Genomic DNA, 21,112 nt, shown 5'->3' with positions numbered 1-21,112 from the left:
GTCAGCGGCGGCAGGCTAGCGCAGGCCGGCCCGTCCGCCGCGCCCCAGCTGGTTGGCCGCATGGCCCACCAGCTCCAACGGGCCCCGCCATTTCAGGAGCACAAACACAATACCCACGGCGATGGCCGTGGCGGCATGCGCCCAGTACATCCCCGCCTCGGTCCAGCCCGCGGGCAGCGGCTTCAGGTAGAACGCCGAAACCACCCACACATGCACTGAGTAGAGCGTGAGCGTCATGGCACCCGCGCCGCGCAGCGGCAGCAACAAGTCCAGGTCCAGCCAGTCAGCCAGCCTGCCGAGCAGGAGGAACACACCCACGACGGCGGCCGCCACGCCGCAGGTGTGGAGCAGGTCCAGCGTGGTGGCCGAATGCGGTGCCGCGGCCGCCAGCCACCACCAGGATCCTTCCTGCCGGATTCCCGTGAGGTTGACCTGCAGGACGCTGTCCAGCGGGTATCCGGGGGCGTTCAGGACTGCCTCCAGCGCGGCACGGCCGCCCCAGTTCTCCATCGCGGCGGTGCCCAAAGCCTTGGCCAGTGCGGCCACCGCAGTCCCGCCGGCAAGCAGCAGGACAGGAACCATCGCCTTGGTAAGGGCCAGCCGGCCAAGGACCAGGCCCACTAGCAGGTACGACAGCCACTGAAACACCGGGTAGTAGCCGGTCAGGAACAGGTCTCCCAGCAGAGGGAAGGGCGTCGAGAGGTCTTCCCAGGACGGGTTGTGCCCCAGATTCAGGGGCGGATTGGCTGCCATAAGCCAGGGGCGGAGCAGATATGCGAGGACCGGGGAAACCACGATCCAGCCGGCGGCCCAGGCACACAGGGCTTTGAGCTTCAGGCCCAGGAACGGCAGGATGCACAGGAACAGCATGGCGTAGTGGACCAGGATGATCGCAAGGTTCACTTCCAGCCCGCCCAATGAGAGCCCGACGGCGGCAATCACCAGGGCGCGCAGTGCGATGCCGCGGCGGGCTGCGTTCAGGGCAACACCTTCCGGAGGTACCTGTTTTCCGGTGGACAGCGCCAGGCCCACCCCCGCCAACACGGCGAAGAGGGCTGCCGCGCGGCCGGAGAAGGTCAGGCCGATCCACGTGGGAGTGAGCTCGGCGTTTGCCTCGAAGGTGGGGAGCAGATGTGTGGCCATCATGCCAAGGAGCGCCAGCCCCCTGGCTGCGTCAATACCGCGGAGGCGGCCCACGGCCTGTGAGGTTCGAGGCACCCGCGAGGGTCTTGCCGGGGCACGGGACGTCATGAGGCGATGTTCTCACATCAACCTTTGTGGCAGCAGTCAAGAGCCAGCCGGAAACACGGACTTGTAGACCTTGTGTTCGAATATATGTTCGAATAATATGGACACCATGCAAACCCCATCCCAGCCGCGACCCTTTCCGGAATCCCCACCCGCCGGCGGATCGGTGCGCCCCGCCCGGGACGCCCAGGACCCCGGCTCGGCACAGCCTGTTGGACTGATGAAAGCGATGAGCCCGGGAGTGGTGGACTTCCTCTTCCGCCAGCTCGTGGCAGGTCGGCCTCCCGTGGACATCCAGTGGCAGGACGAAGGCGTCACACTGACCGCCCAGCCGGCGGGGGCAGAGCTGGCCCGCAGGCTGGACGAAACCGACCTCGATGCCTTGACGCCCACGGAACTGTTCCATTACGTCCGGGCGGCCCAGCGGCTCGCGGCCTGGGCTGAGGGGCTGCGGGAGGCTGCGGTGGACCGGTACTGCCAGCCAGGGAAGCCGCAGGATGGCGTAGTTCCCTCGGGTAGGCGCGCATCCCTAGGATAAAGGGGTGACTGATGCCCTGACCGTCTCTGCCGTGCAGTACCAGGCGCTGGAAGGCGGGATTATCCCGAACGTACAAGAACACGTCCGGCTGATCGAGGACGCCGAATCCCACGGTGCCCGGCTGGTGGTGTTTCCTGAGCTGTCGTTGACGGGGTACAACCTGGCGCTACTGGCTGCTGACGACTCGTGGCTTCAACGCGATGACCCACGCCTGGCCGATCTCCACGAAATCTGCCGCCGGACCGGGATCACTGTGGTGGCAGGTGCTGCCTATCGGGAACCTGACGGCACGCCGCGGCTCGCCAGCCTCGTGATCCACCCCGACGGAACCACCGAATTCGGCTTCAAAACCCACCTCCACGGCCAGGAGCGGGAGGTCTTCGCCGCGGGCGACGGTGCCGTTGTGATCGAGTTGGATGGCTGGAAGATCGCGCTGGCCGTCTGCTTTGATGCCGCTGTTCCGGCCCACTCCACCGGGGCAGCCCAGGCCGGCGCGGATATCTATGCCGTTTCGGCCCTGTATACGCAGGCGGACGAACGGCGGCTTGGCCTGCATCTCGGAGCCAGGGCCATGGACAACCGGATGTTCGCCATTCTGGCAAACCTGGGCGGATCCACTTCGCTGGGCCCCTCCTGCGGCCTCAGCGGGTTCTGGGGACCGGACGGGTTCGAAGTGAAAAAGGCTGCCGGAACCGGCACCGAAGTAGTCACCGCCATCCTGCAACGGAGTGCCTTGCGGAAATTCCGCTGACCCTGCGGGAGTCTGCGGTGCGTGCTGACCGAATTCCCCAGGGCATCGCGGGCCGCTAGTTGACGCGGATCACGCCGTCCCCATTGTCCTAACCAGCCGCCGACAGGGTAACGTTTTTTCCATGCCTCACAAATCCGCCACCGCTCCTGCCCTTGGCACGCTCCTGACCGCCATGGTCACGCCCTTCACCAAGGATGGCGCCGTGGACTACAAGCAGGCAGCCGAACTGGCCACCAAGCTTGTGGACGATGGCTGCGACGGCCTGGTCGTCACCGGGACCACCGGCGAAACGTCCACCCTCTCGGATGAAGAGAACCTTGGCATGTTCCGCGCTGTCAAAGAGGCAGTGGGGGACCGCGCCGCCATCATCGCCGGCACCGGGACGAACGACACCGCACATTCGGTGCACCTCTCCGAGCAGGCGGCAGCGCTCGGCGTCGACGGCCTGCTGCTCGTCACGCCGTACTACAACAAGCCCAGCCAGGCCGGCGTCCGCGCACACTTCGAAGCCGTCGCGTCCGCAACCGACGTGCCCGTTATGCTCTATGACATTCCGGGCCGCTCCTCCATCGCGATCGAGCCCGAAACCATGATCCGCCTGGCGCAGCACCCGAACATCATCGCCGTCAAGGATGCCAAGGCCGATTTCATGGCAGCCAGCCGCGTGATGGCAGAGACTGACCTGTACTTCTACTCCGGCGACGACGGACTGACCCTTCCGTGGATGTCCTTGGGCGCCGTCGGACTCGTGGGTGTCACAACCCACGTCGCAACGCGCCGCTTCCGCGAAATGATCGACGCCATCAACGCGAACGACCTCGAAACCGCGCGTAAGATCAACTTCGAGCTGCTGCCCGTGATCAGGGCAACGATGACCCGTGTCCAGGGAGCCGTTGCAGCCAAACAAATTCTTAAATGGCAGGGAGTCCTGCCCAACTCGATTGTCCGTTTGCCCCTCGTGGAGCCGGACGAAGCCGAGATCGTAACCATCCGCGAGGATTTGGCGGAAGCGGGGCTGGTCTTTCCCTGAGGGCTAAGACCGGCACCCTTCCGCCTGGAAAGTAGTGCACTATGACCCAAACCGCCCTTCCCGGCCTTGTCACGCCCCCACGCCTGCCGCAAGGCACCCTCCGGATCGTTCCGCTGGGCGGACTGGGGGAGATCGGCCGGAACATGGCCGTGTTCGAAATCGACGGAAAACTGCTCATCGTGGACTGTGGTGTCCTCTTCCCGGAGGAGACCCAGCCCGGCGTTGACCTGATCCTGCCCGATTTCTCCTACATCGAGAACCGTCTGGACGACATCGTGGCCGTTGTCCTGACCCACGGCCACGAGGACCACATCGGCGCCGTTCCCTACCTCCTGCGGCTGCGCGCCGACATCCCCCTGGTGGGCTCACAGCTGACGCTGGCGCTCATCGAGGCCAAGCTGCAGGAACACCGGATCCGTCCGTACACGATGACCGTTGAAGAGGGCCAGGTCGAAAAGTTTGGCCCCTTCGAGTGCGAGTTTGTCGCGGTCAACCACTCCATCCCCGATGCTTTGGCTGTGTTCATCCGCACGGCCGGAGGCACTGTCCTGCACACGGGCGACTTCAAGATGGACCAGCTGCCCCTGGACGGCCGGATCACCGACCTCCGGCACTTCGCCAAGCTGGGTGAAGAGGGCGTTGACCTCTTTATGTCCGACTCCACCAACGCTGACGTGCCGGGCTTCACCACCGCCGAAAAGGAAATCGGTCCCACACTGGAACGGCTCTTCGGCCAGGCCACCAAGCGCATCATCGTGGCGTCCTTCTCCTCGCATGTCCACCGCGTCCAGCAGGTGCTGGACGCCGCCGCCAAGCACAACCGCAAGGTGGCCTTTGTGGGCCGCTCCATGGTCCGGAACATGGCCATCGCCGCCAAGCTCGGCTACCTCGACGTTCCCGACGGCCTCCTCGTGGACATCAAGAACATCGACAACATGCCGGACAACCGCGTGGTCCTGATGTCCACAGGTTCCCAGGGCGAACCGATGGCCGCGCTGTCCCGCATGGCCAACGGCGACCACCGCGTCGTGGTGGGCGACGGCGACACCGTGATCCTGGCCTCCAGCCTCATCCCGGGCAACGAAAACGCCGTCTTCCGCATCATCAACGGCCTGCTCAAGCTCGGCGCGGACGTCATCCACAAGGGCAACGCCAAGGTGCACGTCTCCGGACACGCGGCCGCCGGCGAGCTGCTCTACTGCTACAACATCCTTGAGCCGCTCAACGCCATGCCCGTGCACGGCGAGACCCGCCACCTGATCGCCAACGGCAAGATCGCCATCGAGTCCGGCGTCCCCACCGCCAGCGTCATCCTTGCCGACAACGGCACCGTCATCGACCTCAAGGACCACCGCGCAGACGTCGTGGGCCAGGTTGAAGTGGGCTTTGTCTACGTGGACGGCTCCAGCGTCGGCGAAGTCACGGAAGCGGACCTCAAGGACCGCCAGACGCTTGGCGATGAAGGCTTCATCTCCATCATCACCGTCATCAACCGCACCACCGGCAAGGTGGTCTCCGGACCCGAGATCCACGCCCGCGGCGTGGCCGAGGACGATTCGGTCTTCGACGAGATCATCCCGAAGATCAACGCCGCCCTGGAAGAAGCCGTGCTCAACCGCACGGACCACACCACGCACCAGCTCCAGCAGGTTGTCCGCCGAGTTGTCGGCACCTGGGTCAACCGCAAGCTGCGCCGCAAGCCCATGATCATCCCGGTGGTCCTCGAGGCGTAACAGCCCCGAAGGCAAGCGGAATGGCAAAGGCCCGGTTCTTGTAGAACCGGGCCTTTCCCATCCGCAACATGAGGCCGGGAACAGCCGGAAATCCGCGGAAAACCGCCCCAGTTCCGGTACCGTGGCACGTATGGCCACTCGTACCACTCCCGCGCCCCGAGGCACCGCTGGCGGCAAATCCAGCGCCAAATCCGGCAGCTCGGCGGGCCGCGGTGCAGGCGCCACAGCGTCCAGCCGCACCGGCAGCCGGGCCGGCTCTTCGGCCGGCACCGCACGCACCCGCCAGCTTCCCGCCGTCGAACAGCGGCAGCCCTGGCTGCTGCGCGTTGTGGGCGGCGCCTGGCTGGCCGTGGGCCATCTGGTCGGCGGCGGAGTCCGCAGGATCGGCTCCGATGTCAGCGACCTGCCGGCGGAGGAACGCCGAGACGGCGCGGCACTGTTCAACCTTGCCCTGGGCGTCTTCATCGCCACCTTCGCCTGGTGGGGAATGACCGGCTGGTTCCCCGACGCCGTCTACGGCGTGGTCAACGGCACCTTCGGCTGGATGTCTCTGCTTTTGCCGCTGATGCTTTTTGTGTGTGCCTTCCGGCTCTTCCGGCAGCCCGACGACGGCCGCGGAAACAACCGGGTGGGAATCGGTTTCCTCATCATGACGTTTGCGGGCTGCGGCCTTGCCCACGTGGTGGGAGGGCAGCCCACCGTTGCCGAAGGCTTCGACGGCCTCCGGCAGGCCGGCGGGATGCTCGGCTTCCTGGCCGCCTCACCCCTCGCGGCCATCCACGCGGCGGTGCCCGTGGTGGTCTACGGCCTGCTGGCCTTCATCTCGCTGCTCATCATTACCGCCACCCCTTTCGGGGCGATTCCACGCCGCCTGCGGGGTGCCTATGAGCATCTGATGGGCCTGGACCTGCAGGAACCCGGAGACGACGGGGACAGCCACGACCGTAGCTACCTCGAGGAATCGAAGGCAACCCCTGCGCCGCGGAAGAAGAAGCGGCGTTTCTTCGGCAAGGACGACGAGTCCGACGCCGGGCTGGAAGGCTACGTGGGCGACGAAGCCTTCGAGCACGCCGTCATTGACGACGACGAGGCCGACGCAAAATCCGGCAGTGGATCGCGCCCCGCTCCCGGCGTGCGCCGCCCCACGAAGGCGGAGATCGCCGTCGAGAAAATCAAAGCCGCCCAGGGCATCGGCACTGCAGGGAGGGCTCCGGCAGAGGACAATGCCACCGAGGCCATCCCGCTGGTCACACCCGGGATGGTGGCCGCCGGCTCACTCAACGCGGCAGCCGCCGCCGTTGCGCAGGTGCCGGCCAAGCCAGTCACTCCCATGCCCCTTCCGGCTCCCATTCCGCAGCGGACCGAGCAACTCTCACTGGCGGGCGACGTCACCTACACCCTGCCGCCGTCGGACGTTCTGACCCCGGGCTCCATCCCCAAGGAGCGCACCGAAGCCAACGACGCGATCGTTGCTTCCCTGACCGAGACCCTCAACCAGTTCAACGTGGAAGCGCAGGTCACCGGCTTCAGCCGCGGGCCCACCGTCACGCGGTACGAGATTGAGCTGTCCCCGGGGACCAAGGTGGAGCGCGTCACCGCCCTGTCCAAGAACATCTCCTACGCAGTGGCTTCCAGCGACGTCCGGATCCTCAGCCCCATCCCGGGCAAGTCCGCCATCGGTATCGAGATCCCCAATACGGACCGCGAAACCGTCTCCCTCGGTGACGTCCTCCGCAGCCAGAACGCGCGCCGGACCGACCACCCCATGGTGATGGGCGTCGGCAAGGACGTCGAAGGCGGTTATGTCGTGGCGAACCTCGCCAAAATGCCCCACCTGCTCGTCGCAGGTGCCACCGGCGCCGGTAAGTCCTCGTTCGTGAACTCCATGATCACGTCGATCCTCATGCGGGCCACGCCGGACGAGGTCCGCATGGTGATGGTGGACCCCAAGCGTGTGGAACTGACCGCCTACGAAGGCGTCCCGCACCTCATCACGCCCATCATCACCAACCCGAAGAAGGCCGCCGAGGCCCTGCAGTGGGTGGTCCGCGAGATGGACGCCCGCTACGACGACCTCGCCAACTACGGTTTCAAACACATCGATGACTTCAACAAGGCAGTCCGCGCCGGCAAGGTCCAGCCTCCCGTGGACTCCAAGCGCGTCATCCGGCCCTACCCGTACCTGCTGGTGATTGTTGACGAGCTCGCCGACCTGATGATGGTGGCCCCGCGCGACGTCGAAGACTCCATCGTCCGCATCACCCAGCTGGCCCGTGCCGCCGGCATCCACCTGGTCCTGGCAACCCAGCGGCCCTCCGTGGACGTCGTCACCGGCCTGATCAAGGCCAACGTGCCTTCGCGGATGGCCTTCGCCACGTCCTCCGTCACGGACTCCCGCGTGGTCCTTGACCAGCCCGGGGCCGAAAAACTCATCGGCCAGGGCGATGCGCTGTTCCTGCCGATGGGTGCCTCCAAGGCCATGCGTGTTCAGGGCGCCTGGGTCACGGAGTCTGAAATCCACAAGGTCGTGGAACACGTCAAGGGCCAGCTCAAAGTCGACTACCGCCACGATGTCGCCCCCGAAGCGCCAAAAAAGCAGATCGACGACGACATCGGGGACGACCTCGAAGTGCTGCTTTCGGCCACCGAACTGGTGGTCACCACACAGTTCGGCTCGACGTCGATGCTCCAGCGCAAGCTCCGGGTGGGCTTCGCCAAGGCCGGACGGCTAATGGACCTCCTGGAGTCCAGGGGAGTGGTTGGCCCCTCCGAAGGGTCCAAGGCACGCGACGTCCTGGTGAAGCCGGACGACCTCGCGTCGGTGCTGGCAGCCATGAAGGGCCAGGACGCGCCGGCCGTTGCTGATTCACAGACGGCAGCGCTCAGCGACAACGCCAACTCGAACATTGCCCAAGGCGGGTATGCGGAGGACCTCGTGCAGGCGGACCTGGACCAGCGCAGCCAGAAGGTTGAGTACTTCGACGGCGCCGAGGGCACCTCGGGCGACGACGAGGACGGTTCCGAAGACGCGTGGTCACTCACCGGACGGTAGCCTAGGAGTGTGACTAGCACCGAAGCAACTGCCGCCGGCTCCAGCAGCCCAGGAATCTGGAATCTTCCCAACATCCTGACCATGCTGCGCATCGCCCTGGTGCCGTTCTTCGTCTGGTTCCTCCTCGCCGATGCCCCCGGGCCAAGCAGCGAGTCAGGGCCCTGGCGCTGGGCCGCGGTGGTGGCGTTCGCCGTCGCCATCTACACCGACAAGCTCGACGGCGACATCGCCAGGAGCCGCGGCCTCGTCACCAATTTCGGCAAGATAGCAGACCCCATCGCCGACAAGCTCCTCATAGGCTCAGCCCTGGTGATGCTGTCCATCCTGAATGAACTGCCGTGGTGGGTCACCATCGTCATCCTGGTCAGGGAATGGGGCATCACCGCCCTTCGTTTCTTTGTCATCCGGTACGGTGTCATCCCGGCCTCGCGCGGGGGCAAGCTCAAGACGGTCGTTCAGACGGCCGCGATCTTCCTGTATCTCCTGCCGTTCGGCGCGCTGGCGCCGTGGCTTGTCTGGGTGGCTTTCGCCGTCATGATGGTGGCTGTGCTGATCACGGTATGGACCGGCGTCGAATACGTCATTGAAGCCCTGCGCATCCGGTCACAGGGCAAACGGGCGGGAACAACTACAGCTGGAAACTAGGGAGCCGACGTGACCAACCTTCACCACCTGGCGGAACAGACAGTCAAAATGGCCCTGGAAAGCGGCCGCACCGTCGCGACCGCGGAGTCGCTCACCGCGGGAATGGTCAGCGCCGTCCTCGCCGACACAGCCGGAGCCTCAGGCATGCTCCAAGGCGGTGTGGTGGCCTACCAGAACTCCGTCAAAGTGGACGTACTGGGTGTTCCGGCAGAGCTGCTGGCCGCCGCCGGATCCGTTGACGGTGCTGTCGCAGCGGCCATGGCGGCCGGGGCCAGGGCTGCGCTGCATGCTGACATCGGCGTTGCCACCACAGGAGTAGCCGGCCCGGAGGAACATGATGGCAAAGCGGTGGGGGCAGTGTTCATCGGGGTTGCCACAGCGGCGGGTGCGTCCTTCGTGGAGTACGGCTTCGCGGGTAATCGGGCAGAGATCCGCGGACAGGCTTGTGGTGCCGCGCTGGAAAGCCTGATCGTGGCCCTATCTTCCTGAAGCTACCGGGCGTAAAGTTGCCGGGAACAAATCCCGGCGTCCATTAGTTATTACATTGTGTCGCTTCCGGAGAGCGGAGGCGCCTAGGATGAATAAACCACCACGGTTCGCTCCACGGCGGACCGCACTTATGAGGGAGCAAGGCGATACAGATGGTAAAGCAGCCCGTATCCATAAACGGCGTTGTCCGCTGGAAGGATGTGGGCCTCGCCGATCAGGCCAAGAGCGAACAGAAGGAGCGCAAGATGGTTGTACTTCGTCACGAAATCGGTGATGTCCTGCGCGATGTACGCCAGCGCCAGGGACGCACGCTCCGCGAAGTTTCGCACAGTGCCCGTGTTTCCTTGGGCTACCTCAGCGAAGTAGAGCGCGGCCAGAAGGAAGCTTCATCAGAGCTCCTCTCCTCAATCTGCTCAGCCCTGGACGTGCCGCTGTCCAGCATGCTCAGGGAAGTCAGCGACCGTGTCGCCGTCGCCGAGGGCGTTGCCGTTCCGGACACCGTTCCCCAGGAATTCTCACAGCGCTACGGCCGCGACCTTGATCGCGATCTGAACGCTGAACTCAATAACGAACTGTCCAAGGGCCTGCTTTCCGGCGCACGGTAAGCCGTCCGCAGGGGCCAGACAGGAAGTAAAGCAAAGCCTCCGGCCGTGGGCCGGAGGCTTTGCTGCGTGTGGCGGCTATTTTGCCGTGTCGCCAGCGGACGGGTCCTTCGCGAAACCGTCGAGTTCAAAGAGGGAGTTGAGCTTTGCCATGTATTCGGCGAGGGTCTGCAGTTCCCCGACCGGCCACTCACCGAGCCGCTCACGGAAATCCTGACGGCGCGCATCCTGGACCTGATGCATCTTTTCCTCGCCCTTTTCGGTGAGGCGGATCGACTGCGCCCTTCCGTCCAGGGGGTCAGCTTCCTTGAACACCAGCCCGATGCTTTCCAGGAAAGCGATCTGGCGGCTGACGGATGGCTTGCCTACTCCGATGTTCAGGGCAAGGTCCGTCAACCGGATGGGTCCCTCGCGCCGGATGACCGAAAGCAGGCCGTAGGCGGCCGGTTCCATGTCCGGGTGCACCTGCCGCGAGAGCTGATGGGACACCGACCGGGCGCGCCGCCAAAAGAGACTGATTTGGTGTTCCACGGTGTTCAGGGCTTCATCGACGGTGTCCTTGTCGGTACCTGTCTCCTCAGGGGACGTCGCCGGAAGGCCGGTTTCGGGAAGGCCTGTCGCAGGAGGGCCGTCGGCAGGGTTGCTCATGGCAACAATTCTAGGGTCCGGGACCGTGAGAGACTCTATTGGTGCGGATCAGTGACTATTGGCGGCTTATGGACGACGAATTCGGGGCTGGCTACTCCCGGGTCTTGAGCAGCACCCTGGTCCTGGCCGGGGCCGGCGGGCGAACCGCCGACCAGGCCCTCGCGGCCGGAATGAGCCCCCGGCAGGTGTGGCTGGCCATCTGCGATGTCCAGGATGTGCCGCCGGAGCGGCGCCTGGGACGCGACGTCAAACCCCTGCGCGACTGACGCCGCCACCCACGCGTCCGCGTTCGCCAGGCTCATGGGCGCCCCTTCTGCGCTGACACGCCGCCGGATCTGTTCGAATATCTGTTCGGGTAAAGCTATGCTTTTCGTAGTGGGTTATCCACATAGGCGATGTCATCCGGCCAGAATGTCAGCGGGTGCCATTAGCGTCAGAGATGACCAAGAAATGGCCGCTGAGGCCACTCCAAAGCGAGAAAGCATTAGAGGTGTGAACCATGGCGGCAGCCCCGGATCGTCAAAAGGCGCTCGACGCAGCGCTGGCACAGATTGACAAGCAGTTCGGCAAGGGCTCGGTCATGCGACTGGGCGATGAAGTCCGTGCCCCCATCGAGGTCATCCCCACCGGATCCATCGCGTTGGACGTGGCCTTGGGAATTGGCGGCCTGCCACGCGGCCGCGTCGTGGAGATCTACGGCCCGGAATCTTCGGGTAAGACCACCGTGGCCCTGCACGCCGTTGCCAGCGCGCAGCGCCTGGGCGGCATTGCCGCCTTCATCGATGCCGAGCACGCCCTGGACCCCGAGTACGCCGCCAGGCTGGGCGTGGATACGGACGCCCTCCTGGTCTCGCAGCCTGACACAGGCGAGCAGGCCCTGGAAATCATGGACATGCTGATCGGCTCCGGTTCGCTGGACGTCATCGTCATCGACTCCGTTGCTGCCCTGGTGCCGCGCGCGGAAATCGAGGGCGACATGGGCGACAGCCACGTGGGTCTGCAGGCCCGCCTCATGAGCCAGGCGCTGCGTAAGATCACCGGCCGCCTGAGCCAGACCAAAACCACTGCCATCTTCATCAACCAGCTCCGTGAAAAGATCGGCGTGTTCTTCGGCTCCCCGGAGACCACCACCGGCGGTAAGGCCCTGAAGTTCTACGCGTCCATCCGCATCGACGTCCGTCGGATCCAGACGCTCAAGGAAGGTGCCGACTCCGTCGGTAACCGCACCAAGGCCAAGATCGTCAAGAACAAGATGGCCCCGCCCTTCAAGATCGCCGAATTCGACATCATCTATGGCCAGGGCATTTCCCGCGAGGGCGGCATCATCGACATGGGCGTTGAGCACGGCATCATCAAGAAGTCGGGCTCGTGGTTCACGTACGACGGCGACCAGCTGGGCCAAGGCATGGAGAACTCCCGCCGGTTCCTGCGCGACAACCCCGAACTGGCGACCGAACTGGAGCGCCTGATCAAGGAGAAGCTTGGTGTCGGGGTAGTCAAGCCCGCCGAAGCCGATGCCAAAGACACACCGAAGCTGAAGGCTGTTGACGGCTTCTAGGGACGCCCCTGACCTGACGGCCGGGCAAAGCGCCGGATGGCGTGCGGCCGGGCAGGACGCCGGGCAGGGCGCCGGATCGGGGCGACGGCAGCGAAGACGGGGCGGACGCCCCGGCTTCGGGCCGGACGGACCCGATCCGGATGCTGCCATCGCAGCAGACGCCGAACCGGATCCAGCGTCCGTGGCGCGGGCCATCGTGCTCCGGCAGTTGACCAGTTCGGCCAAGAGCCGGCTGCAGCTGGCTAGGAAACTGGCCGAGCGGAACATTCCGGAGGGTGTGGCGGAAGCCGTCCTGGACCGCTTCCAGGAGGTCCGCCTCATTGACGACGCCGAGTTCGCCGACATGTGGGTCCGCAGCAGGTCGCAGTCGCGGAAGCTCGCCAAGGGGGCCCTCCGGCGCGAGCTGGCGGACAAGGGGATTGACGCAGACACCGCTGCCGCCGCGCTGGAACAGCTTTCCGACGCGGACGAGGAAGTGTCTGCCCGGCTCCTGGTGGAACGCAAGCTCCGGGCAGGCACGGATTTGTCGGACCGCGCCGAGCGGGACAAGATCACGCGGCGGCTGGCGTCAATGCTTGCCCGCAAGGGCTACCAGCCGTCGCAGGCGTTCCGGATCGTCGGCGAGGTGCTCGACGCTCATGCGGAGACCCAGACAGACGCACCGGACAGCCTGCCGGATCTGTAGGCCCGGGGAAGCGGTGCCCCCGCCGATACGGCAACCTGGGCGATCCCGCAACCGTAGCGACCCGGTACCCTTAACAGGTGAGTTTGACCATTCCTTCCCCCGCATCCGGTACCGTCCCGTCAGCCGGCCCTGCCCTCCAGCAGCCCCGTACCTATCAGGTGCGCACGTTCGGCTGCCAGATGAACGTGCATGATTCGGAGCGGATGGCCGGCATGCTCGAAGCCGCTGGGTACGTGCCGGCGAGCGGTGAGCAGGCCGACGTCGTGGTGTTCAACACCTGCGCGGTCCGGGAAAACGCGGACAACAAGCTCTACGGCAACCTGGGCATGCTGGCGCCCGTCAAGGCCGCCAACCCGGGTATGCAGATCGCCGTGGGAGGCTGCCTGGCCCAGAAGGACCGCGAGACCATCCTGAAGAAGGCTCCGTGGGTGGATGCTGTCTTCGGCACCCACAACGTCGGAGCCCTCCCGGCACTGTTGGACCGGGCCCGGCACAACAACGAAGCCCAGCTGGAGATCCTCGAATCCCTGGACGTCTTCCCCTCCACGCTGCCTACCAAGCGTGACTCGGTCTATTCCGGCTGGGTTTCCATCTCGGTCGGCTGCAACAACACCTGCACGTTCTGCATCGTCCCGGCCCTGCGAGGGAAGGAAAAGGACCGCCGCCCGGGCGACATCCTGGCTGAAATCCAGGCCCTGGTGGATGACGGCGCCATCGAAGTCACCCTGCTGGGTCAGAACGTGAACTCTTACGGCGTGGAGTTCGGTGACCGGCAGGCGTTCTCCAAACTCCTGCGCGCGTGCGGCGAAATCAAAGGCCTGGAGCGGGTCCGCTTCACCAGTCCCCACCCCGCCGCCTTCACCGACGATGTCATTGACGCCATGGCCGAAACCCCCAACGTGATGCCGCAGCTGCACATGCCACTGCAGTCGGGGTCTGACAAAGTGCTGAAGGACATGAAACGGTCCTACCGCTCCACCAAGTTTTTAGGCATCTTGGACAAGGTCCGCGAGAAGATCCCGCACGCCGCCATCTCCACTGACATCATTGTCGGCTTCCCCGGCGAAACCGAGGAAGACTTCCAGGCCACCCTTGACGTTGTGGAGCAGTCGCGCTTCGCCACGGCTTTCACCTTCCAGTACTCGAAGCGTCCGGGTACTCCCGCCGCAGACTTGCCGGACCAGCTTCCGAAGGCCGTGGTCCAGGAGCGGTTTGAACGCCTGACCGCACTGCAGGATAGGATCGCCGCCGAGGAAAACGCCACGCAGCTTGGCCGCCGGGTAGAGGTGATGGTCACCGCCCACTCAGGGCGCAAGTCCGAAGAAACCCACAGGCTGTCGGGCCGGTCCCAGGACCAGCGGCTGGTGCACTTCTCCGTTCCCGAGGGGGCAGAGGTGCCGCGTCCGGGGGACCTGGTCACCGTCACAATCACTGAAGCCGCAGCCTTCCACCTCGTGGCCGACCCGTCGTTGCAGGACTACAGCCTTCGGCGTTCCCGCGCGGGGGACGCCTGGGACAGGTCCCAGGCAGATTCGTGCGGCGCTCCCGTGCCGGCTGCCGCAGGCGGCGCCGGCCGCGCTGTCTCGCTGGGGATGCCGACGCTGCCGGTGCGGAGCCGCTGACCGGTGGTCCAGCCTCCGGTTATTGCCGTTGTTGGTCCCACAGGGTCAGGTAAGTCCGATCTAGCCGTGAACCTTGCCCTGGAGCTGGACGGCGAGGTCATCAATTCCGATGCCATGCAGTTCTATCGCGGGATGGACATAGGCACCGCCAAGATCACGCCGGCAGAGCGCAAGGGCGTTCCCCACCACCTTCTGGACATCCTGGACGTCACGGAGGAGGCCAGCGTTTCAGACTTCCAACAGCACGCCCGGAGCATCGTCAGCGATATCCACGCGCGCGGCAAACGCGCCATTCTGGCGGGCGGTTCGGGTCTCTACGTGCGGGCTGCCCTCGACGTCCTCGAATTCCCCGGCACGGATCCTGTCCTCCGGCAGCGGCTCGAGGCTGAGCTCGCTGAAGCCGGCCAGGATGCGCTCCTGGCGCGGCTCCGGGAGGTGGATCCGGTGTCCGCTGGCCGTGTCTCCGATGCGCGCCGGATCATCAGGGCGCTCGAAGTCCATGAGCTCACCGGCCGGCCCTTCAGTTCCTTTATGCCCCAGCGGGAGTATTTCCAGCCTGCCGTCCAGATCGGCCTGTCCGTGGACCGCGATGTCCTCCGTGAACGGCTGGCCCAGCGCGTCCACAACATGGTGGACCAGGGGCTGTTGGGGGAAGTGCGCCGGCTGGACACGGCCGGTCTCCGCGGCGGCAAAACTGCGCCGCGGGCCCTGGGCTATGCACAGTTCCTGAAAGTGCTCGACGGCGGCTCAACAGTTGCCGAGGCAGCCGAGGACACCATTGTGGCCACCCGGCAGTTCGCCCGGCGCCAGCTCACGTGGTTCCGCGCCGATCCCCGCATCACCTGGCTGGACTGGCAGGCGCCGGACCTTGCGGCCCAGGCCGTGGCTGTCAGCCGGTAATCTAGGACCATGGACGCAACTCCCGCAGAGACCACAGAGCCCGCCTTCCGCACCTTGGGCGGACTCCGCTTCTCCAAGGGACACGGCACCGGCAACGACTTTGTGCTGGTCGCCGACCCCGACGGCGTCCACACCATCGACGCCGGACAGGTAGCCGCGCTCTGCGATCGTCACCGCGGGATCGGCGGCGACGGACTGATCCGGGCCGTCCCCTCCCGGTATCTCTCCGAAGGCCGCGAGCTGTTGCTGAGCAGCCCCGAGGCCGAATGGTTCATGGACTACCGCAACGGCGACGGGTCGCTCTCGGAAATGTGCGGCAACGGGGTCCGCGTATTTGTGCGCTTCCTGCGTGCCGAGGGCTTGGTTGACCTGCCCGACGGCGGCGCGCTCACCATCGGGACTCGCGGCGGCGTCAAGACCGTGGTCCGGACAGGGGACAGCTATGCGGTGGACATGGGGCCGTGGGAGTTCATTTTCCCCGGCGACGCGACGGCGAAAGCCATGGACTCGCTGGTAACCGCAGACGGCCTGGAAGTGCCCCGCCCGGCCCTGTCAGTGAGCATGGGCAACCCGCACACCGTGGTGGCACTGGCTGAACTGTCCGAATTGGAAGCCACCAGGCTCTACACTGCTCCGAAGGTCGATCCGGTGCCGGCCAATGGAACCAACGTTGAATTCGTCGTGCCTGCCGAACCGCTGGTCCACAACGGGATCGGCACCATCACCATGCGCGTCCATGAGCGGGGTGTGGGCGAGACCCAGTCCTGTGGAACAGGCGCGTGCGCCGCCGCAGTGGCCATCCGGCACTGGGCCGGGGCGGAAGCGCCGGACTCCTGGCAGGTCAACGTGCCGGGCGGCGTCGTCGGGGTCAAGTTCTTTGCCGGGGCGGGCGGGCACGAGCACGTCGAGCTCAGCGGGCCCGCCGTAATTGTGGCTACTGGGACGCTTTCCTGACCTGAAGGATCCGGAAGGACTTGGACGTGGACTCCCGGCTCACGGCGAAGGATGCATCCAGTTCCGTCGCGAGCCAGCGCTGAAGCGAATCCGAGCCCAGGTTTTTTTGGACCACCAGCCACGCGGAGCCGCCCGGCGCCAGCCGGGGCAGCCACAGCTTCAGGAGGCTGTGGAGTTCATCCTTGCCGATCCGGATTGGCGGATTGGACCAGATCGTGTCAAAGCGCAGGTCCGGGTCCACCGCCTCCGGTGTGCTGGCCAGCACGTTGCCCAGGCCCAGCAGGGCCGCATTCTCGTTGGTCAGCGTGATGCAGCGTTCATTGACGTCCACGGCGTAGACCTTGGCGTGTGGCGCCCGCAATGCGAGCGTGAGGGCAATGGGCCCCCAGCCGCAGCCTATGTCAAGGAGGTTGCCGGTGGGGTCCGGGGCCGGGACCTCGGCCAGGAGCACCGCCGTCCCCTTGTCGATGCCGTCGGGGCTGAAGATGCCGCCGGACGTCTGCAGCGTGCGCGTCTCGCCGGCCAGTTCCACCGTGAGCGGCTTGCGGGTGAACGGCCCGGCGGGCGATGCGCTGAAATAGTGTGCGGACTCCATAACTGGCCAGATTAGTTGGCCGGGGTGGACAATGCGAAACCGCGGGCACCGCTTCTGCTAATCTTGAACCCATGTTCTTGATCTTCGAGTAGCCGGCACGGCCGGTGTCCCTCCCGGACGCCGCCTGTTCCGAAGCCGTGCCCCGCAGCGATGCAGGTATTAACCTTCCGCAAGTGCGCCACATACCAGGTCTTCCGTATCTGGTATGCCGCCGGGCAATACTCGAGCGATCTGCCGCCGCCGGTCCTTGCTGTTTTGCCCGCGCTTTCCACCATTCCACGCATCCCCGGATGCGAAGACACCCTGCGCGGCCCGGTCCCGACCGGCGCGCAGCAGACCAGGAGGCCCGGATGACTGCAAGCCGTCAGCCCAGCGCGAATACTTCACCACTGAACGACGATCGGCACTATTCTGAAAATGCCGAAACTTCAAAGGAGACCATGACCAGCCAGCCCAACACCGGTTCAGATCCAGCAGCCCAGGACATGAGTCCCGAGGAGATCCAAGCTGTCATCGACCGGATTCTCGCCAAGGACGTACCGGCCAGGAACGTCACCGCCGCAGACGGTGACAAGGGCGTGTTCGGCAGGGCCCAGGCGATCTCCCGCTTGGACGACGAACACACCAGCTACGACGGCGACCAGCAGGACCGGGAGGAACGCCGGGCACTGAAGCGCGTGGCCGGGCTGTCCACCGAACTCGAAGACGTCACCGAGGTCGAATACCGGCAACTGCGGCTCGAACGTGTGGTGCTGGCCGGGCTATGGTCCGAAGGCACCTTGGCGGACGCGGAGAATTCACTGCGTGAGCTCGCCGCCCTCGCCGAAACAGCAGGCTCGGAAGTCCTGGACGGGATGGTGCAGCGCCGTGCCAAACCGGACCCGGGCACGTTCCTGGGTTCCGGAAAGGCCCTTGAGCTCAAGGAAATCGTGATGGCCACCGGGGCTGACACCGTTGTGGTGGATGCCGAACTGGCACCGTCCCAGAGGCGTAGCCTCGAGGACATCGTCAAGGTCAAAGTCATTGACCGCACGGCCCTGATCCTGGACATCTTTGCCCAGCACGCCAAGAGCCGTGAAGGCAAAGCCCAAGTGGAACTGGCGCAGCTCGAATACCTCCTGCCACGCCTGCGTGGCTGGGGTGAATCGATGTCCCGTCAGGCAGGTGGCCAGGTGGGCGGCGCTGGCGCCGGCATGGGTTCGCGCGGACCGGGTGAAACAAAAATCGAACTGGACCGTCGTCGGATCCGGACCCGCATGGCCAAGCTACGGCGCGAGATCGCGGCAATGAAGCCGGCACGGGAAACCAAGCGGGCCAACCGCCGTCGTAATTCAGTGCCTTCCGTTGCGATTGCCGGGTACACCAACGCCGGGAAGTCATCGCTGCTGAACAGGCTGACCGACGCCGGCGTGCTGGTGGAGAACGCACTGTTCGCCACCCTGGATCCCACCGTGCGAAAGGCCGAGACCTCCGACGGCCTTGGATACACCCTCGCGGACACCGTGGGTTTCGTCCGGTCGCTGCCCACGCAGTTGGTGGAGGCCTTCCGCTCTACCTTGGAAGAAGTGGCTGACGCGGATCTGATCCTGCACGTGGTGGACGTGTCCCATCCGGACCCCGAGGGCCAGATTGCTGCTGTCCGGAAGGTCTTCAGCGAAGTGGATGCCCGCAAGGTGCCCGAGATCATTGTCCTGAACAAGGCCGATGCCGCGGATCCGTTCGTGGTGGAGCGCCTCAAGCAGCGCGAATCGCGCCACGTAGTGGTCTCGGCCCGCACCGGCCAGGGGATCGCCGAACTGCTGCGGGCCATCAGTGACGGGATTCCGCGGCCCGGCGTGAAGCTGGAGCTCCTTATTCCCTACGACCGCGGTGACCTGATCAGCAAACTGCACGAGACCGATGCCGAGATCCTGAGCCTGGATCATGGCGAGCACGGTACCCGCGCTTTGGTGATGGTGCGTGAGGGCCTTGCGGCTGAACTGGAATCCTTCATCAACCATGACTGAGGTTGCGGCGGGGGAAGTCAAAGGTACGGCCGGCGAGCAGTTCGTGATCGAACTGCTCGACCGCGCCGTGGCCGGCATGGGCGGTCAAAGCCGCAGCGGGCAGCACGAGATGGCCAGGCAGGTGGCCAAGGCCATCGAAACCGGCGACCACCTCCTGGTTCAGGCCGGAACGGGGACCGGAAAGTCGCTGGCCTACCTTATTCCGCTCATTGCGCACTCGCTCGTGAGTAACAAGCCCACCCTGGTGTCAACGGCCACGCTTGCGCTGCAGACCCAGATTGTGGGCCGCGACCTTCCCCGGCTGCTGAAGACCATCACCCCTGCCCTGGACCGTCTTGTCAAGGTGGCCCTGGTCAAGGGCCGGTCCAACTATGTCTGTCAGCACAAGCTCGCAGGCGGGTTCCCCTCCGAGGAACCCGCCGAGGGCCAGCTGTTCTCCCTCGGCGAAGACACCAGCGTCCCGCATTTCGCCGCCGCATTGGGCGGGCCGTCGTCCCAGCTGGGCAAGGAAGTGGTGCGCCTGCGAGAGTGGGCGGAGAAGACCACCACGGGCGACCGTGACGAACTGCTTCCCGGCGTTACTGACCGGGCCTGGCGGCAGGTTTCGGTGACGTCCATGGAATGCCTGGGTGCCCAAAAATGCCCCATGGCAGCCGAATGCTTCAGTGAACTGGCGCGCCACAACGCCGCCGAGGCCGACGTTGTGGTCACCAACCATGCCATGCTCGCCGTCAGCGCCTTTGAGGGCCTGGCAGTGCTTCCCGAATACGACGTTGTGGTGGTGGACGAGGCGCACGAACTGCAGGACCGGGTCACCGGGGCGGTGTCGGGGCAACTTTCCGTGGCAATGGTCCATGCTGCCGCGTCGGGCGCACGGAAACACACGGCCATCACCGTGGATGCCCTCAACGCAGCTGCCGCCAACCTGGAACTCGCCCTGGCCGACGTGCCCAACGGGCTGCTCCCGAACGGCCTCAACGATGAACAGCTGGACTGTGTGGACCAGTTGCGTGAGGCCTGCCGCGCTGCACTGTCCGATTCCAAGGGGGACGGCAGCCAAACGGCCGACGGCGGGCGGCAGCTCGCGCGGTCACGCCTGATGCTGATCCTCGAACTTTGCGAACGGCTGATTGTTGCCCGGGAAAACCGGGAAGTGGTGTGGTTTTCCCGCGCAAGTTCCTTCGATCCGCAGCAGGGCTATGCGCAGCCAGACGAGTCCGCGCCGGTCCTGGTCAACATCGCGCCGCTCAGCGTTGCCGGCAAGCTCCGCGAGGGGCTTTTCGCCGGCCACACCGTGGTGCTGACCTCTGCAACGCTTGCCATCGGCTCAGCCTTTGAACCGGCTGCCGGCGGCCTGGGACTGGTGGGGGAGGGCGCGCCCAGCTGGACCGGGATCGACGTCGGATCGCCCTTTGACTATCCGAAACAGGGGATCCTCTACGTCGCGGGGCACCTCCCCAGGCCAGGCCGCGGGGCGTCGCCGGAGGCCCTCGATGAACTTGAGGCGCTGATCCGCGCGTCCGGCGGCGGTGCCCTGTGCCTGTTTTCGTCCCGGCGTGCAGCCGAGGAGGCCGCTGAAGCGATGCGTCCCCGGCTTGGCCTCAGCATTCTCTGCCAGGGCGACTCCACCATGACGGCCCTCGTGAAGCAGTTCGCCGACGAGCCCGATACCTGTCTGTTCGGCACCATGTCCCTGTGGCAGGGCGTAGATGTTCCGGGCGGATCATGCCGGCTGGTGGTGATCGACCGCATCCCGTTCCCGCGGCCGGATGACCCGCTGATGACCGCACGGTCCCGCGCCGTTGCGCAGGCCGGCGGAAACGGCTTTATGGCCGTATCGGCGACCCACGCGGCCATCCGCCTGGCCCAGGGCGCGGGCAGGCTGATCCGTTCCACCGGCGACAAAGGCGTGGTGGCGGTGCTTGATTCCCGCCTTGCCACCGAGCGCTACGCCGGATTCCTCCGCGCCGCGCTGCCGCCGTTCTGGCCCACCACGGACCGCAAAACGGCGTTCGCAGCCCTGGAAAGGCTGGCCGGGAAGGGCGCCTGACTGCGC

General features: G+C 65.6%; 19 protein-coding genes. 16 read left to right on the top strand and 3 right to left on the bottom strand.

Features of this window, described 5'->3' with window-relative positions:
- Positions 1–15: 15 nt before the first annotated feature.
- Positions 16–1,251: a heparan-alpha-glucosaminide N-acetyltransferase domain-containing protein gene (locus tag MUN23_RS01485; protein ID WP_248761765.1), complete on the bottom strand. Its 1,236-nt coding sequence runs from the start codon at positions 1,249–1,251 to the stop codon at positions 16–18.
- 226 nt (positions 1,252–1,477) lie between these two features.
- Here MUN23_RS01485 and MUN23_RS01480 point away from each other — a divergent pair, with 226 nt between their 5' ends.
- The 8 genes from MUN23_RS01480 to MUN23_RS01445 all read left to right on the top strand — a co-directional run bounded on the left by MUN23_RS01480 (position 1,478) and on the right by MUN23_RS01445 (position 10,091).
- A complete protein-coding gene (locus MUN23_RS01480; protein WP_058929477.1) occupies positions 1,478–1,786 on the top strand; it encodes a hypothetical protein in 309 nt (102 codons plus the stop codon).
- A 4-nt stretch (positions 1,787–1,790) separates the two neighbouring features.
- Complete coding sequence (locus tag MUN23_RS01475; RefSeq protein WP_248761763.1) at positions 1,791–2,537, top strand: carbon-nitrogen hydrolase family protein; 747 nt, start codon at positions 1,791–1,793, stop codon at positions 2,535–2,537.
- Positions 2,538–2,658: 121 nt separating this feature from the next.
- Positions 2,659–3,567: a 4-hydroxy-tetrahydrodipicolinate synthase gene (gene dapA / locus MUN23_RS01470; RefSeq protein ID WP_248761762.1), complete on the top strand. Its 909-nt coding sequence runs from the start codon at positions 2,659–2,661 to the stop codon at positions 3,565–3,567.
- 41 nt (positions 3,568–3,608) lie between these two features.
- Positions 3,609–5,300, top strand: a complete 1,692-nt coding sequence (locus MUN23_RS01465; protein ID WP_056342897.1) for a ribonuclease J — start codon at positions 3,609–3,611, stop codon at positions 5,298–5,300.
- Between the two features lie 130 nt (positions 5,301–5,430).
- On the top strand, positions 5,431–8,352 hold the full coding sequence (locus MUN23_RS01460) for a DNA translocase FtsK (RefSeq protein ID WP_248761761.1): 2,922 nt from the start codon (positions 5,431–5,433) through the stop codon (positions 8,350–8,352).
- A 9-nt stretch (positions 8,353–8,361) separates the two neighbouring features.
- Positions 8,362–8,997 carry a CDP-diacylglycerol--glycerol-3-phosphate 3-phosphatidyltransferase gene (gene pgsA / locus MUN23_RS01455; protein ID WP_248761760.1) on the top strand — a complete coding sequence of 212 codons (636 nt, stop codon included), beginning with the start codon at positions 8,362–8,364 and terminating at the stop codon, positions 8,995–8,997.
- A 9-nt stretch (positions 8,998–9,006) separates the two neighbouring features.
- Positions 9,007–9,486, top strand: coding sequence for a CinA family protein (locus MUN23_RS01450; RefSeq protein ID WP_248761759.1), 480 nt, complete (start codon positions 9,007–9,009; stop codon positions 9,484–9,486).
- A gap of 152 nt (positions 9,487–9,638) precedes the next feature.
- Entirely contained in the window at positions 9,639–10,091 is a 453-nt protein-coding gene (locus tag MUN23_RS01445) for a helix-turn-helix domain-containing protein (RefSeq protein WP_056342905.1), read from the top strand.
- A 75-nt stretch (positions 10,092–10,166) separates the two neighbouring features.
- Here MUN23_RS01445 and MUN23_RS01440 read toward each other — a convergent pair whose 3' ends face one another.
- On the bottom strand, positions 10,167–10,736 hold the full coding sequence (locus MUN23_RS01440; RefSeq protein ID WP_248761757.1) for a MarR family winged helix-turn-helix transcriptional regulator: 570 nt from the start codon (positions 10,734–10,736) through the stop codon (positions 10,167–10,169).
- A gap of 41 nt (positions 10,737–10,777) precedes the next feature.
- Between MUN23_RS01440 and MUN23_RS01435 the strand changes: the two genes are divergently transcribed.
- From MUN23_RS01435 to dapF, 6 genes are all read left to right on the top strand, one after another.
- Positions 10,778–11,002, top strand: a complete 225-nt coding sequence (locus tag MUN23_RS01435) for a DUF3046 domain-containing protein (protein ID WP_056343046.1) — start codon at positions 10,778–10,780, stop codon at positions 11,000–11,002.
- Between the two features lie 233 nt (positions 11,003–11,235).
- Positions 11,236–12,294, top strand: coding sequence for a recombinase RecA (gene recA / locus MUN23_RS01430; protein WP_248761756.1), 1,059 nt, complete (start codon positions 11,236–11,238; stop codon positions 12,292–12,294).
- A gap of 181 nt (positions 12,295–12,475) precedes the next feature.
- Positions 12,476–12,979 carry a regulatory protein RecX gene (locus MUN23_RS01425; protein ID WP_371876025.1) on the top strand — a complete coding sequence of 168 codons (504 nt, stop codon included), beginning with the start codon at positions 12,476–12,478 and terminating at the stop codon, positions 12,977–12,979.
- 77 nt (positions 12,980–13,056) lie between these two features.
- On the top strand, positions 13,057–14,601 hold the full coding sequence (miaB, locus tag MUN23_RS01420) for a tRNA (N6-isopentenyl adenosine(37)-C2)-methylthiotransferase MiaB (RefSeq protein WP_248761755.1): 1,545 nt from the start codon (positions 13,057–13,059) through the stop codon (positions 14,599–14,601).
- Positions 14,602–14,604: 3 nt separating this feature from the next.
- Complete coding sequence (gene miaA, locus MUN23_RS01415; protein WP_248761754.1) at positions 14,605–15,501, top strand: tRNA (adenosine(37)-N6)-dimethylallyltransferase MiaA; 897 nt, start codon at positions 14,605–14,607, stop codon at positions 15,499–15,501.
- Positions 15,502–15,510: 9 nt separating this feature from the next.
- Positions 15,511–16,455, top strand: coding sequence for a diaminopimelate epimerase (gene dapF, locus MUN23_RS01410; RefSeq protein ID WP_248761753.1), 945 nt, complete (start codon positions 15,511–15,513; stop codon positions 16,453–16,455).
- On the opposite strand, the gene MUN23_RS01405 is transcribed toward dapF, so the two are convergent.
- Complete coding sequence (locus tag MUN23_RS01405) at positions 16,436–17,050, bottom strand: class I SAM-dependent methyltransferase (RefSeq protein WP_248761752.1); 615 nt, start codon at positions 17,048–17,050, stop codon at positions 16,436–16,438. The genes dapF and MUN23_RS01405 overlap by 20 nt on opposite strands.
- A 440-nt stretch (positions 17,051–17,490) precedes the next feature.
- Here MUN23_RS01405 and hflX point away from each other — a divergent pair, with 440 nt between their 5' ends.
- Both hflX and MUN23_RS01395 read left to right on the top strand, forming a co-directional pair.
- Positions 17,491–19,056 carry a GTPase HflX gene (hflX, locus tag MUN23_RS01400; protein ID WP_248761751.1) on the top strand — a complete coding sequence of 522 codons (1,566 nt, stop codon included), beginning with the start codon at positions 17,491–17,493 and terminating at the stop codon, positions 19,054–19,056.
- Positions 19,049–21,106, top strand: a complete 2,058-nt coding sequence (locus MUN23_RS01395; RefSeq protein WP_248761750.1) for an ATP-dependent DNA helicase — start codon at positions 19,049–19,051, stop codon at positions 21,104–21,106. Before hflX ends, MUN23_RS01395 begins: the two co-directional genes overlap by 8 nt.
- The last annotated feature ends 6 nt before the right edge of the window (positions 21,107–21,112 follow it).

This window comes from Pseudarthrobacter sp. SSS035 (assembly GCF_023273875.1).
Taxonomy (GTDB): domain Bacteria; phylum Actinomycetota; class Actinomycetes; order Actinomycetales; family Micrococcaceae; genus Arthrobacter.
This window is presented reverse-complemented; position numbering and strand designations above follow the sequence as displayed.